Origin of the sequence: Paraglaciecola hydrolytica, assembly GCF_001565895.1 — a bacterium.
GTDB lineage: Bacteria > Pseudomonadota > Gammaproteobacteria > Enterobacterales > Alteromonadaceae > Paraglaciecola > Paraglaciecola hydrolytica.
Window position 1 is genome coordinate 232,368 of record NZ_LSNE01000005.1, and the last position, 13,589, is coordinate 245,956.

General features: G+C 41.7%; 13 protein-coding genes and 1 tRNA gene. 8 read left to right on the plus strand and 6 right to left on the minus strand.

Features of this window, described 5'->3' with window-relative positions; genetic code table 11:
• The 8 genes from AX660_RS08925 to AX660_RS08960 all read left to right on the plus strand — a co-directional run.
• The coding region (locus tag AX660_RS08925; protein WP_068375726.1) for a FadR/GntR family transcriptional regulator at nucleotides 1-567 on the plus strand (567 nt) is incomplete at its 5' end.
• A gap of 46 nt (nucleotides 568-613) precedes the next feature.
• A complete protein-coding gene (locus AX660_RS08930; protein ID WP_327082847.1) occupies nucleotides 614-2,035 on the plus strand; it encodes a sulfatase-like hydrolase/transferase in 1,422 nt (473 codons plus the stop codon).
• Nucleotides 2,036-2,267: 232 nt separating this feature from the next.
• Nucleotides 2,268-3,713, plus strand: a complete 1,446-nt coding sequence (locus AX660_RS08935) for an NAD-dependent succinate-semialdehyde dehydrogenase (protein WP_068375728.1) — start codon at nucleotides 2,268-2,270, stop codon at nucleotides 3,711-3,713.
• Nucleotides 3,710-4,873, plus strand: coding sequence for a mandelate racemase/muconate lactonizing enzyme family protein (locus tag AX660_RS08940; RefSeq protein ID WP_068375729.1), 1,164 nt, complete (start codon nucleotides 3,710-3,712; stop codon nucleotides 4,871-4,873). The genes AX660_RS08935 and AX660_RS08940 overlap by 4 nt, the downstream gene beginning before the upstream one ends.
• A 37-nt stretch (nucleotides 4,874-4,910) precedes the next feature.
• Nucleotides 4,911-5,888, plus strand: a complete 978-nt coding sequence (locus AX660_RS08945; RefSeq protein ID WP_068375731.1) for a 2-dehydro-3-deoxygalactonokinase — start codon at nucleotides 4,911-4,913, stop codon at nucleotides 5,886-5,888.
• Between the two features lie 9 nt (nucleotides 5,889-5,897).
• Nucleotides 5,898-6,539, plus strand: a complete 642-nt coding sequence (locus AX660_RS08950; protein WP_068375733.1) for a 2-dehydro-3-deoxy-6-phosphogalactonate aldolase — start codon at nucleotides 5,898-5,900, stop codon at nucleotides 6,537-6,539.
• A 57-nt stretch (nucleotides 6,540-6,596) separates the two neighbouring features.
• A complete protein-coding gene (locus tag AX660_RS08955; protein ID WP_068375735.1) occupies nucleotides 6,597-8,168 on the plus strand; it encodes an MFS transporter in 1,572 nt (523 codons plus the stop codon).
• Between the two features lie 136 nt (nucleotides 8,169-8,304).
• Nucleotides 8,305-9,033 carry a FadR/GntR family transcriptional regulator gene (locus AX660_RS08960; RefSeq protein ID WP_068375739.1) on the plus strand — a complete coding sequence of 243 codons (729 nt, stop codon included), beginning with the start codon at nucleotides 8,305-8,307 and terminating at the stop codon, nucleotides 9,031-9,033.
• A 389-nt stretch (nucleotides 9,034-9,422) separates the two neighbouring features.
• Here AX660_RS08960 and AX660_RS08970 read toward each other — a convergent pair.
• The 6 genes from AX660_RS08970 to AX660_RS08995 form a co-directional block, all read right to left on the minus strand.
• Nucleotides 9,423-9,499, minus strand: a tRNA-Val gene (locus tag AX660_RS08970).
• Nucleotides 9,500-9,728: 229 nt separating this feature from the next.
• Nucleotides 9,729-10,742: a DUF3080 family protein gene (locus AX660_RS08975; RefSeq protein WP_268801371.1), complete on the minus strand. Its 1,014-nt coding sequence runs from the start codon at nucleotides 10,740-10,742 to the stop codon at nucleotides 9,729-9,731.
• A gap of 56 nt (nucleotides 10,743-10,798) precedes the next feature.
• Nucleotides 10,799-10,999, minus strand: a complete 201-nt coding sequence (locus AX660_RS08980) for a CPXCG motif-containing cysteine-rich protein (protein ID WP_068375745.1) — start codon at nucleotides 10,997-10,999, stop codon at nucleotides 10,799-10,801.
• 18 nt (nucleotides 11,000-11,017) lie between these two features.
• Nucleotides 11,018-11,761, minus strand: coding sequence for a pteridine reductase (locus AX660_RS08985; protein ID WP_068375747.1), 744 nt, complete (start codon nucleotides 11,759-11,761; stop codon nucleotides 11,018-11,020).
• A gap of 65 nt (nucleotides 11,762-11,826) precedes the next feature.
• Entirely contained in the window at nucleotides 11,827-12,690 is an 864-nt protein-coding gene (locus AX660_RS08990) for a fructosamine kinase family protein (protein WP_106404053.1), read from the minus strand.
• A 92-nt stretch (nucleotides 12,691-12,782) separates the two neighbouring features.
• The gene (locus tag AX660_RS08995; RefSeq protein ID WP_068375752.1) at nucleotides 12,783-13,439 is read right to left on the minus strand and encodes an START domain-containing protein; all 657 of its coding nucleotides are present in this window, start codon (nucleotides 13,437-13,439) and stop codon (nucleotides 12,783-12,785) included.
• Nucleotides 13,440-13,589: the final 150 nt, after the last annotated feature.

The following is a 13,589-nucleotide window of genomic DNA, read 5'->3' on the forward strand; positions in this document are numbered from 1 at the left end:
GCAGTAAAGATTTTAGTAGGCAAAGGTTTGCTAGAAGTCAGACGTGGTATTGGCACTAAGGTGCGTGAGCGAGATCAGTGGTTGTTGCTTGATGACGACGTATTAGCCTGGCATTTATCGGCGCCGCCAGCGCCAGAATTTTTAGCGCAATTAATGGAAATTCGTTTGGCCTTTGAACCCAAAGCGGCGCGTTGGGCAGCCGAAAGGGCAACAGAGCAAGATATGCAAGAAATTCATTTGGCATATCAAGAGATGGTTAAATATGAATATGCTGAAGCCAACGAATTTTCGGTTACGCGCTTTATAAAGGCCGATGCAAAATTTCATCGTGCCATCCTATTGGCGGCCAATAATGAGTTTCTGAAGGCAATGGAGGGGGTGATCTATTCTGCTTTGTTGGTGAGTATCCATATTACTAACAAAGATCCTTTACAGAATGGCACTTCGCTACCCTTTCATTACGACGTTTATAAAGCGATAACTGAACGTAACGGCACCTTAGCGGAGCAACTTACCGACAAACTGTTACGTGATGCCTGTTCTCGTTTACAAAGTCAGTCCAGTTAGTTCAGCCAATATTAATCTGTGTTTCCCTTTTTATGAGGACAAAATCTTGAAAAACTTCCTTGTTAAACCTTTTATAGCTGGTGTGTTGTTGTGCATTACTCACAGCGTGAGTGCCGCATCACAACAGCCGAATATTGTATTTTTGTTTTCAGATGACGCTGGTTACGCTGATTTTGGTTTTCAGGGCAGTAAAACCATGCAAACACCTAACCTAGATCAACTTGCCAACGAAGGCGTGCGCTTTACTCAAGGTTATGTGACAGATTCTACTTGCGGGCCGTCTCGCGCAGGGATCATGACAGGTCGTTATCAGCAAAAGTTTGGTTATGAAGAGATTAACGTGCCCGGTTATATGAGTAAAAACTCAGCCATCGACGGGGCCGAAATGGGTATTCCTTTAAGCGAAGTCACTATGGGTGACTACATGAAATCCTTGGGTTACCGCACCGCGTTTTTCGGTAAGTGGCACTTAGGTGGGACTGATGAATTGCATCCTACCAAGCGTGGTTTTGATGAATTTTATGGTTTTCGAGGTGGTGATCGTAGTTATTGGGCTTATGAAGTAAATGATCCTGAACGCAAATCGGCCATGTTTTATGATAAAAAACTTGAGCAAGGTATGGGGCAATTTGCAGAACATAAAGGTTACTTAACCGACGTATTAGCAGAAAAAGCTAATGAATTTATAGAAAAAGCCCCAGATAAACCGTTTTTTATCTTTTTGTCTTTTAATGCTGTGCATACCCCAATGGAAGCCACACCAGAAGATCTCGCTCAATTTCCGCAATTAAGCGGTAAGCGTAAAGAAGTCGCTGCTATGACGCTAGCACTTGATAGAGCAAGTGGCGCAGTAATGCATAAGCTCAAAGCACTAGGCCTTGAAGAAAACACTATTGTGGTATTTAGCAATGATAATGGCGGCCCTACGGATAAAAATGCCTCGTCTAACTATCCGTTAGCGGGTACCAAGTCTAACTTTTTAGAAGGCGGTATTCGTGTACCTTATTTAATTAAATGGCCGGCTAAATTAAGCCCAGGTACTACTTATGATAAAGCGGTTAGCACCCTCGATTTATTGCCTACTTTCTTTCATGCTGGTGGCGGTAAAAAGACCTTATCTGCCCTAGATGGTGTTGATCTTATTCCTTATTTAACGGGTAAAAACAACAACGATCCTCATGCGAGTATGTATTGGAAAAAAGAAACCCGCGCAGCCATTCGTCAAGGCGATTGGAAGTTATTACGTTATCCCGACCGACCAGCAGAGTTGTATAACTTAGCAAACGATATTGGTGAACAGCATGATCTTGCGGCTGAGCAGCCTGAGCGAGTCAGAAAAATGTTTAAAGACTTTTTTGCTTGGGAAATGACCTTAGAACGCCCTTTGTGGTTACTGAAGCGACAGTATGAAGTTTACGATTTAGACCGTATGGATAAATATCGTGTGCCAAGCAAGCTCGAAAATTAGCTAATTCTAGTTAGCCTAAGGCGCATATTGGGCTGATAGCTCCATGTGCTTTAGGCGACTGTCTGACTCTATATTTGATCCAACAAAGGTCACAAAGTCCACTAAGGTAAATTAGTTAAAATTTACAAATATTTAACCTTTCAAACATATTGTAATATTAAACATCATATGTTTAAATGATTTTACAAATTGCAATATGTTAACAACTCTCCACAGATTAAAAGGGCCGATAATGAATGTTTCAAAACCCATGTATTTTGGTGGTCAACTACATGATGGTGTTGCCCAGCATGAAGTGATCAATCCTGCAACGGGTGAGGTCGCTGGCATTGTTGCGGTGGCTGATGCTGAGTTAGCCGTTAATGCGTTAGAACAGGCACAATTGGCTTTAGATACTTGGTCTACCACCACAGTAACTGAACGGGTTCAGTGGATGAATAAACTCAGGCAAGCCATTATTGCTCACGAACTTCCCTTGCGTGAATGTATCCATCAAGAAATGGGTAAAGCTTGGGCGAGTACCCAAGGCGACTATCAAATGTTAGTTGATAGTTTGGCCTTTTATGCTGAGGAAATAAGTCAGCGCCAAAGTCATAAAATTGACGATATCGAGGGCACTCATAGCCACGAGATTGTGCATGAGCCTGTAGGTGTGGTTGCGGCCTTTTTAGCCTGGAATTTTCCGCTGTTAAATCTCGCTTATAAGTTAGCACCAGCCATGGCAGCAGGCTGTCCTATTGTAGTTAAACCATCGCTAAAAACGCCACTATCGGCCTTGTTAGTAGGTGAGCTTTGCGCGCAAATAGGTTTGCCTGCCGGCGCGGTGAATATCATTTGTGGGCCAGACCAGCTCATTGGTGATGCTATGTCTGCGTCTACTATTCCTGCCTTAATTACCTTAATAGGTTCCACTGAAACCGGTAAACATGTAATGCGGGTAGGAGCCACGTCGATAAAACGTTATTCCATGGAATTGGGTGGTAATGCCCCGGTTTTAGTTTTTGCCGATGCAGATTTAGACCTAGCTGCGAGTGTGGTGTGTGGGCTTAAATTTGAAAATGCCGGACAAATTTGTGTGGCACCTAATCGGGTGTTTGTAGAGCAGTCAGTGGCAGCAGATTTTCTTGCCTTAGTTAAGCAAAAGACTCAAGCGGTCAAGGTAGGTTTTGATAAAAATCAAGCTATCGGCATGGGGCCGGTGATTGATCAAGGCGCTTGGCAACGCATTGATCAGATGGTGCAAGATGCTGTAGCGGATGGCGCCAAATTAGAGATGGGAGGTGCCCGCCCTGCTGAGCTCACCGAGGGCTCTTTTTACTCACCTACCGTTTTAACCAATGTTAAACCTACATCTAGGATTTGTCGGGACGAAGTGTTTGGACCCGTGATCAGCATATTGAATTTTACCGACGAAGCAGAGGTATTAGCTCAGGCTAACGACACTGAAGCCGGTTTATCGTCATTTATTTTTACTCAAAATATAGAAAAAGCACAAAGTATCGCGAACAAATTACGTTTTGGTGAAGTACATATTAATGGCGTTAAATACGCGATTAATTTGCCCCACTGTGGTGTTAAACAATCAGGGGTAGGCGTGGATTGCTCGTCCTATGCACTGGATGAATATTTCACTATAAAACGTGTTTCTCGCGCCTTGTTAACGGAGCGTGCACAATGAAAATTACCGAAATAATCAGTCACGTACTGCAATACGATCTTGAAGAAGAGTTAGGTTACTCACAACAATACTATGCTAAACGCACAGCTCACATCGTTGAAGTACGCACCGACATTGGTATTACGGGCTGGGGAGAATGTTTTGGTGGTGGCAATGTCGCGCTAGCCAACAAAGTGATAGTTGAAAAAGTCATACAACCCATGATTTTGGGCATGAATCCGCTGGATCGTGAAGTGATTTGGCATAAGGTATATAACCTACTGCGCGATCATGGCCAAAAAGGCATGCCCATTCAATCCTTATCAGGTGTGGATATTGCCCTGTGGGATATCGCCGGGAAAATTCATAATGTACCGGTTTATCAATTGTTAGGTGGCGCCTTTAGAGAGCGCATTCCGGTTTATGGTTACGGCATGATGTTGCAACGTGTACCTGATTTAGAAGAACGATTTGAACGGGAAAGTGCCACCATTTTAAGCATGGGCTTTAAAGCCATGAAGATGAAAATCGGTTTAGGTGTAGAAGAAGACATCAGGTTGGTTGAAGCGGTGCGTCGTGGTATTGGCCCCAAAGTACCTTTAATGGTGGATGCTAATCATGCATACACCACTCGTGAAGCCATCCCTCTGGGACGGGAATTAGAGCGTTTAGGCGTGACCTGGTTTGAAGAGCCAGTGGCGCCTGAAGATCATCAAGGTTACCGCGAATTGTGTGAAGCACTCGATCTGTGTATAGCCGGTGGCGAGGCAGAATTTACCGTATGGGGTTTCCGTGACCTCATCAAAAACCGCTGTGTTGATTTATTGCAACCTGAGGTTTGTGCCTTAGGGGGTATTACTCAGTATCAAAAAGTGCTGGCGCTGGCGCAAGCTCACTTTGTGCCTGTCGTTAATCATGTGTGGGGGTCGGCGGTGGCGGTTGGTACTAATCTACATTTATTAGCTGCCTTACCTGACTTTCCTGGTGCTGCTCATCCGGTTCAACCTATGTTGGAATATGACACTACACCTAATTTATTCCGTGAAGAAATATTGCTTGATTCTTTGTGTATTAATGAACAGGTAAAAGCCAATAATGGCACAGTTGCTCTGCCCAAAGGTCCTGGTTTAGGCATTGAACCTGATCGGAAGTTTTTAAAGAAATTTGCGGTTGACTGCTAAGTCAGCTCAGTAACGAATTAAGAGTGACATAAATAAAATGACCAATGCTGCTAAGCCTAGCCTTATATGTGTCGATTGGGGCGGAAGCAATTTTCGCGCTTTTTTACTTGATGATGCAGGTAAGCCCATCGATGTGATCCGCTCAAATCAAGGCATGCTGAGTTTAAGTAAAGAGCAATTTGAGCCTGCTTTATTGACTCAACTGCAACCTTGGTTAACAGAACATTCATTACCCATTGTTATGGCGGGCATGGTGGGCAGTGCACAAGGTTGGCAGGATGCGGGATATGTACCATGTCCAGCGAACTTGAGCAATTTAACGGCCGATATGACTTTTGTGGCGAATGCCAGAGGCTTAAAGATAGCCATTGTGCCGGGTGTTAAAGGTTTATCACACATAGGCCAGATCGAGGTAATGCGCGGTGAAGAAGTGCAAATCATCGGCGCTATTTCACTGTTGCAACAGCAAGCACAAGCCTGTGTCGCTGCGGACAAAACAAGCCTGCTGATGTGTTTACCTGGTACTCATTCTAAATGGGCAAATGTGAACATTGAGCGAGAGCCAAGTATTGTCAGTTTTAGTACTTATATGACGGGTGAATTATTCAATGTACTAGAAGAATTCAGTCTGTTGGGTAAACCCTATAGAGAGCATAAACAAGCAGTTGACAGCCACCTTAGCGCCTTTGATTTAGGCGTGAAAAGTGCTTTCACTCATGCATCCTTATCTCACACCTTATTTAGTGCCAGAACCAATATGTTGAGTGGTAAAATCTCAGCGATCGAAGTTAGAAGCTATTTGTCTGGTTTATTAATCGGCGCCGAAATTGCTGATATGCAAAGACATACGCCCAATCTAAGCGATGTGTGTTTAGTGGGTAGTCAATCCTTATGTGAGCTGTACCAAAGAGCGTGCCACTCGCTAGCCATAAAGGTAAGCATTATCGACAGTGATAGTGCGTCCTGTAGTGGTATGTTGAGTATTGTTAATCAGGCTGGCTTGTGTGTTAACTAGGACGGATAGATGAAAAAACTAAGCTTTAAAAGTTCAATGTCAGCCTTACCTTTAGTGGCCATTTTACGTGGTGTACAAGCCTATGAAGTTATTGCTATTGCTCAGGTGCTCAAGGACGCTGGTTTCAAAATTATAGAAGTGCCGCTTAACTCCCCGAATCCCTATGCCAGCATTAAGTTATTAAATGAGCATTTTGGTGATGAACTTATTATAGGTGCTGGCACCGTGCTCAGTTGTGAGCAAGTCGACTTAGTCAAACAGGCGGGTGGCGAGATTATTATCGCGCCCAATGTGGATACTCAGGTTATTCGTTACGCCAAACAGCTAGGTTTGTATTGTGTGCCTGGCTTTTATACACCCAGTGAAGCTTTTTCGGCTCTGGCTGCTGGAGCTGACGCCATTAAGATGTTTCCCGCTGATACGCTTGGTGCGAAAGGGCTAAAAGCGATGATGGCGGTTATTCCTAAAGATACTCTAGTATTGCCAGTTGGCGGTGTGTCGGCGCAAACAATGGGCGACTTTTTAGCCGCTGGGGCACAAGGTTTTGGTTTAGGTTCAGGTTTATATCAAGCAGGCATGCACAAAGATGAGGTCGCGACACGGGCTAAGGGCTATGTTGAGGCTTATCAAAACGCAATGGAACATGCGTAAATATCGTTACTTGGCAAAGCGCTGAGTTGAATTTATTGGCAGTAACAAGGCACAAAAATGACAACGAATATAAGCAATAAAAATGTCACCTTCTACTCACTCATCGCAGCGTTTGGAGGCTTTGTTTTTGGCCTAGATGCTGCAAATATTTCAGGCGCAATTCGATTTATCAGTTCGCAGTTTGAATTAACTAATACACAAACAGGTACGGTAGCGGGTATCGCCCTTATTGGGGTGATTTGCGCGCTTTTTGTTACCGGAACTTTGTGTGAGAAATTTGGCCGTAAAAAGGTATTAATTGCCATTGCTTTGGCCTATTCATTGTCTTCATTGATTTCTGCCTTTGCCTTAAGTTACGAAATGCTGGTGTTTGGACGTTTTATTGGTGGCGTGGCCTTTGCCTCCATAACGGTTTCAGCCATGTACATTGGAGAAATCGCTCCAGCAGACAAACGTGGTAAATTTGTTTCAGTTAACCAATTGATGATTGCCATTGGTTTATTGCTGGCGTTTATCATTAATTATTTTTTGATCAAGAGCATGGACAGTATCGCTTGGCTAAATAATGAAAACGTGTGGCGTTTTATGTTGGGCGCTGAGCTCGTCGCCAATGCAGTGTGGTTGAGTTTGTTGTTTTTGGTACCGGAATCACCCCGTTGGTTAGTGATGAAAGGTAAAGAGTCAGAAGCAAAATTGGTGTTTAAAAAAATCACCAACGAGGCAAATATCGAACCAACCATCAACGCCATACAAGATAGCCTAATACGTGATGTAAAAGTTAGCTTAGGGTCACAATTAAAAATGCTGTTTAGTCGAAAACTCAGCTTTGTGCTTTGGTTAGCCGTTATTTATGCCATTGTGCAAGGTGCAACGGGTATGAACGCTGTATTGTTTTTTGCCCCTATGGTATTTGAACAAGTCGGTATGAGTGTGCAAGACACCTTTATGCAAACCATAATTATGGGTTTGGTGGGGGTAGTATCAACGGTAATCGCCATCACGTTTGTGGAAAAGTTAGGCCGGCGTTTTTTAACCCTAGGTGGTTTGTTATTGGTGGTTGCGGCTCATGGTGCTACGTGGTGGGGATTTAAACATGCCCATTATGTATTTGATCAAAATGCCATGGTTAACATAGAGCAAAAATTAACGGCACTGCAGATCGACACCACTAAATTACAGCCCCTAACTGGTATTACTTTTGATAGTGACGTTGAACTCAAACGAGAGTTAGCCACCATATTCGACAAAAAAGAATTACCCTTAGTCAGTGGCTTTATTATTACCGAAAGTATTCGAGATATTAATGCCACCTTAGTTTTGTTTGGTATCTTTGCCTTTTTAGCTGCTTTTAATATGTCGATTGGACCCATAATGTGGGTGATTTTCTCAGAGGTATTTCCCAACAAAGTACGCAGTGTAGCTCTTCCTTTTGCTGCATTAGTACAAACGATTTCGTCCTATAGTATCAGTGAGTTTTTCCCTTGGCAGTTGGATAACCTTGGGGTTGCTAATATCTTTTTTATGTACGGTGTTTTAGGTCTAATTGGACTGGTGATAATGGCTAAAATACTACCAGAGACAAAAGGCAAAACCATTGAAGATTTAGAACGACAACTCGTCAGGGTTTAAATTTATCTTTAACACAGCTGTCATTTAATATTTGGCTTGAGATTTGTGCCAGCTTATTGGCTTAATCATATTGTAAATCAGTTATTTAGTAGTATGATAAATCTCATGCTTAACATCCTATGATTGGATTACTGATATGAGTGAATTAGTCTATTACGACTTAAAACGTACTGCCACCATGACACCGAGTATGCCGGTGCAAGTGGCTCGAGAATTAGGTCGACGGATAGTGGCTGGTAGCTATGAGCCAGGTACCTTAATCGACGAAGAAAATACTCTTGCTCAGCGTTATCAGGTGAGTAGGGTGGTTATTCGCGATGCAGTAAAAATATTAGTGGGCAAAGGGTTATTAGACGTGCGCCGTGGTATTGGCACAAAAATCCGCCCCAGAAACCAGTGGTCTATGTTAGATGATGACGTGCTAGCTTGGCATTTATCAGCGCCACCCAATCCAGATTTTTTGAAACAACTAATGGATATTCGTTTAGCCTTTGAACCCAAAGCCGCTCGTTGGGCCGCTGAACGTGCGACAGCAGAAGATATTGTTGAAATAGAACGAGCTTGTGCAGCAATGGAATCCGAAGAAGGTACGGTAGAAAATTTCGTGATTGCTGATGCCGAGTTTCACCGCTCAGTATTACGCGCTGCCCACAATGAATTTCTAAAAGCCATGGAAGGAGTGATTTATTCCGCCTTAATGGTCAGTATCCGTTTGACTAACAAAGATCCTCGTGACAACAAAACATCAGTCCCTTTTCATCGAGCAGTATGTGATGCAATAGTGGCCAGAAACGGTGATCTCGCTGAAGAGTTAACCGCTAATCTATTAAACGATGCGAATAAAAGATTGGAAGGAAAAGTCTAATCTAAATCACACCTTAACTGTTAAATCCATTGGCATTGACCGATTTAAGCGTGAATGCCAATTAAACCTTATTTTAACTTGTTACTTAAAATTTATGCAAGATCTCGCCGTGGCTACAAATCAAAAAAAGTTACTGGAAGCTTACTTTACAAAATTTAGATGTCGCATTGAAGCAGAAAAAGTGAATGTTTTTTAAAGTAATCATACTTGCTCTGTGAGATTAAACTTCATTGTGACGAGTCGTATGGTGGTCATTGTGAGTCACTGCAAAATTACAATGTAATGAAGATATGGTCACACAATGGTCACAAATCTAAATTAATGGCTAAATTAACTTATTTTGAATGAATGAAGAATTGTGTAAGTTGTTGAATCTGAAGAGTAATAGTTGGTACAACCGAGTGGACTCGAACCACCGACCCCTACCATGTCAAGGTAGTGCTCTAACCAACTGAGCTACGGTTGTATTTTGGAAGTTGCCTTAGGAGTAATCCCCCTTAAGCGGCGCGTATAATAACGACGAGCTTAGTTCTCTGCAAGGGCTTTTTAGCTAGATATGGTTTAGTTGCTGAGCAAATAGACGATATTGCCAAATTTACTGGCTTTAGCGCCACTATCTTTCCCAAAAAACAAAAATTGCATGTTTAATAATGGCTGGTTTTAACAGTAAAAACGATTTGTCAAAACTTCTCATGCTATTTATTGGTGTTAATGTGCGCTGAAAGTCCAGGTGCAAGATGGCAGTTTTTAAATATGAGTTGCCATAACTCAATGTGCTGTTGCATGGCGAGTTGATAATTTGCAAAACCTTGTTGATGTTGCTGACTTAGGTAACGTTTAAAAGCCGGTGTCAAGTTTGGATGCTTAAGCAGCAATTCAAAGATGGGTGATAACTTATAGTGGTAATGGTTAACTTGTGAAGCAATGCCTTGAATTTTTTCAATGAAAAACAATTGAAATACATTGCTTAAATATTCTATTTCTTTTTTGCTGTTATTTGTTGGTTTAACGCCACAAAAATCTGCCGCACCATGTTGTTTTAACCATACGGTTGTTTGATTGAGATTTTCAGTTAATAAATTTTGGCTACGCCATAAACGAGCGGGTAGGGCAAACTGCTCTAGTTTATGGAGGTGTTGTTCTAATTCTTTATGGTCAATAATGTCTTGTTGCTGGCTGGCTATTAAAAAGTTAAATGCAGCCAGTGTTTCATGCAAACCATCCTGTGGACCTCCTGCTATCAAACCTTGATTGGTTGACAGTGCTTGCCGAATTTCAGTGCTTTTTTGCAACATATCCGCCCAGATGAGTGGTAGATTTTGTTGTTTAATCTGCAACCATACTTGTAGCTGAGCTTTTAGTTCTGGCTCGTTGGTTTGCTTAATACATTCTTGTAAGCCTTGTATCAGCTGTTTTTCGTAGTGATAACGAATTGAAGGGAGTTGTAGTTTTCCTAGTGAGGTATTGCGTTCAGCAATTAAACTAGCGAAGTGGCAATGTTGCAGTTGATAAAATTCTGTTAGCTTAATGCTGGTTTGCATTGCTATATTGCTTAATTCATTTAATGACGGGTAGGCGGGTAAATAACTGCTGATAAATGGAGGACTGTCGTGTTTTAATACACGAGCCATTCGCTGCTGATAGTCTTGCAGGTCATTGTTTAATGAGCTTAATGGCTGGCAAGCCGCAAGCCAGACAATGTTTAGCACAGCAACCAGATACTGGATTATTTTTTTTATAACAGGGTCTCTTAAAAAACTATATTTTAATATAGTTGCTCGTCGTCGGCACTGACTGACAGTTCTAGTTTGTGAGCTAATACATTAATGTGCATGTTTAAGTGGATTGATTCGCAGCAATTCGCACATTCATCGTAATAATCTTGATCGCCGCCGCTGAAATCAAGCTCTACATGCATAGAATGACCACAATGTGGGCAACTAATAGTGGTATGTTTAATATTCATTTTTCACCTCATATTAATTTACGCTTTAACATTAGAAGCGATGCTTCTACCTCCATCTACCGTGATAACTTGGCCTGTAACGTAATGTGCATTAAGCAAATATTCAATTGCTTGGGCGATGTCTTGCATCGAACCTAATCTTTGCAATGGAATATGTTCTAGTACTTTAGTTTTGTCCTCATCACTTATGGTATTTTCAGGCCATAAAATAGCGCCAGGGGCTATACCATTGACTCTTACATTGGGCGCAAGTTCCTGCGCCAATGACTTGGTCATCATCACTAAGGCTGATTTAGCCATGCAATACAAAGTATGGTTGCTAAGTGGCTGCGCTGCATGAATATCTACCATATTAATGATTACCCCATTGTGTTGCTGCAATGTGGGGTTGCAATACTGGGCTAAAAAAAGTGGAGCTTGCATGTTGCTGCCGACTAAACTGGTCCAGTCATCTTGGGTGATTGAGCCTATGGGGGTAGGGTAAAAAGATGAGGCATTATTGAGCAGTGCATTGAGTTTTCCAAATGCCTTAATGGCCTGCTCAGCGACGTTTTCTATTTCTTTTACGGTATTCAGCGACCCTTGTACTAACTTGACTGAGTCAGCTCGGGCGGCATTCATTTGCTTGGCAAGCTCGCTGGCTTGTTGCTCTGATTGGTTATAGTGCAATACGATATTCCAACCGAGTTGGTGTAAGTATCTGGCGGTAAAAGCGCCAATTCTTTTAGCACTGCCAGTAAGTAAGATGACTTTGGGACTCATAATTAAACTACTTTTGCGTTGTATGTGTTAAGCATATAGCGACCTAGCACTATAAAAAAGGCATTTTATATTTCCATATTTTTTAAAGTAGAACGTGCCGAATCTAAATAACTGCCACCAAATAACAGTGCGTGATTGAGCACATGGTAGAGTTGATAGACAGGTTTACGAAATTCATAAGCATCGTTTAAGGGCCAAGTTTCTTGATAACCTTGGTAAAATTGATCAGGCAAACGATTGAATAACTCTGTCATTGCGAGATCTGTTTCACGATCACCATAGTAAAAAGCCGGATCAAATAATGCAGGTTTGTCTTTGTGAAATCCGCTATTGCCCGACCACAGATCACCATGCAACATACTGGATGGTGGATTATGCCCTGCTAGTAAACGATTAACAGACTCCACAACTTGATCGATGTTATTACTGAGTACATGGCCTTTTTCAGCTAATAGTTGCAGCATAAAACCGATGCGTTGCTCTGCAAAAAAAGTATGCCATTTTTTATGCCATTGATTAACTTGTGGTGACAGGCCGATAAAATTATCTTCCTGCCAACCATACATATCCTGAGTATGGTTTTTGTGTTGATTGGCTAGAGCCTGACCAAATTCATACCAATTGTTATTATTACCAGGCTGTAGTGTAAGAAATTCCAATACTAAAAAGGATTTATCGCTCACAACACCTGAGCAGATTACCTTGGGAACTTTGAATAAGTTGGTTTTTTGCAGATGTTCGAGGCCTTCGATTTCAGCCTTAAAATGTCCAAGATGGGCTATCTCATTTACTTTGACAAAAAAACGCAAGCGGCCATCTGTTATCTTAAAAGCTTTATGGCTTTGTCCTGATGTAATTTCGCGAATGTCATCACAGATAAATTCGCGCTCAATACTTTTTGCAATTTCATCACTAATAAAATGCCACATAAGCACCATCACCTAAAACGTGTTTTCCCTTATTATGGTTGAGCAAATAATTTTGTATGTTCGATTACGTTATTTCAAAGCGACTTATTAGATTAATGAGTAATTTCAGAATGCTGATACATTTCTTCTGTAATAATGCTGCTTAAATTTTTGAAAGTAATAAAGGTCGAGTCTATTAGGACTTTATTTGCTAGCCAAATAGGAATATTGCCTGCGGGGTTACCAGTGCCTTGATAACGTATTTCAATATTACCTTCAGTCATAGGCGTTATCGTCCAGCGTCCTTGGATATCTGTCATACGTACCGTGTTTTTTTCAGTTGGCAAGGTATCACCGGCATCCGTAATATCAATGACGATTTGTTGGTCTTGGAAATGAGTGATTGATTTGGTCAGCATATCTCGCTTGTGCAAAGGCCAAGGGGCAGAAAAAGTACTTTGCACTAGTTTTGTTTGTGGTTCAGGATTGGCGATAATTTTTACTTCTATACAATTGTCTATCCACTGGGGTGCACGTTTTATATCGTTTAACACATTAAGTAGTGCCACAGGAGAAGCTTTGACAGTAGTGACGGCTAAAATTTCTTTATACAGTGATTTTTTTTGTGGATTGCTAATGTCTCGGCTGAAAACTTGTATAGGTTTTTGTGACTTTTCAAGTTGCCACTCTTCACTAAAAGCAAAGGGAGTCGTTAGGTAAGACGTAAGTAAAATGACGATATTGCCCACAATGGTCATTGTGCGTTGCATAGCTTGCCTTATTATTTGTATAATCGCCCACAGGCTCTGATGATAACAGAGCACTTAATTTTAACACCCGATCTGGGTGTTTTTTTATGATGTGCAAAAGAGTTTTTTATTCTTAAAGCATTTTAACTTGCAAGTGGCGCTTGGTAGGCG

Excerpts from the sequence above, each read along its gene's own strand:
- AX660_RS08935 (WP_068375728.1), top strand. The coding sequence starts at position 2,268 with ATGAATGTTTCAAAACCCATGTATTTTGGTGGTCAACTACATGATGGT.
- AX660_RS08940 (WP_068375729.1), top strand. The coding sequence starts at position 3,710 with ATGAAAATTACCGAAATAATCAGTCACGTACTGCAATACGATCTTGAA.
- AX660_RS08945 (WP_068375731.1), top strand. The coding sequence starts at position 4,911 with ATGACCAATGCTGCTAAGCCTAGCCTTATATGTGTCGATTGGGGCGGA.
- AX660_RS08950 (WP_068375733.1), top strand. The coding sequence starts at position 5,898 with ATGAAAAAACTAAGCTTTAAAAGTTCAATGTCAGCCTTACCTTTAGTG.
- AX660_RS08955 (WP_068375735.1), top strand. The coding sequence starts at position 6,597 with ATGACAACGAATATAAGCAATAAAAATGTCACCTTCTACTCACTCATC.
- AX660_RS08960 (WP_068375739.1), top strand. The coding sequence starts at position 8,305 with ATGAGTGAATTAGTCTATTACGACTTAAAACGTACTGCCACCATGACA.
- AX660_RS08980 (WP_068375745.1), bottom strand. The coding sequence starts at position 10,999 with ATGAATATTAAACATACCACTATTAGTTGCCCACATTGTGGTCATTCT.
- AX660_RS08985 (WP_068375747.1), bottom strand. The coding sequence starts at position 11,761 with ATGAGTCCCAAAGTCATCTTACTTACTGGCAGTGCTAAAAGAATTGGC.
- AX660_RS08990 (WP_106404053.1), bottom strand. The coding sequence starts at position 12,690 with ATGTGGCATTTTATTAGTGATGAAATTGCAAAAAGTATTGAGCGCGAA.
- AX660_RS08995 (WP_068375752.1), bottom strand. The coding sequence starts at position 13,439 with ATGCAACGCACAATGACCATTGTGGGCAATATCGTCATTTTACTTACG.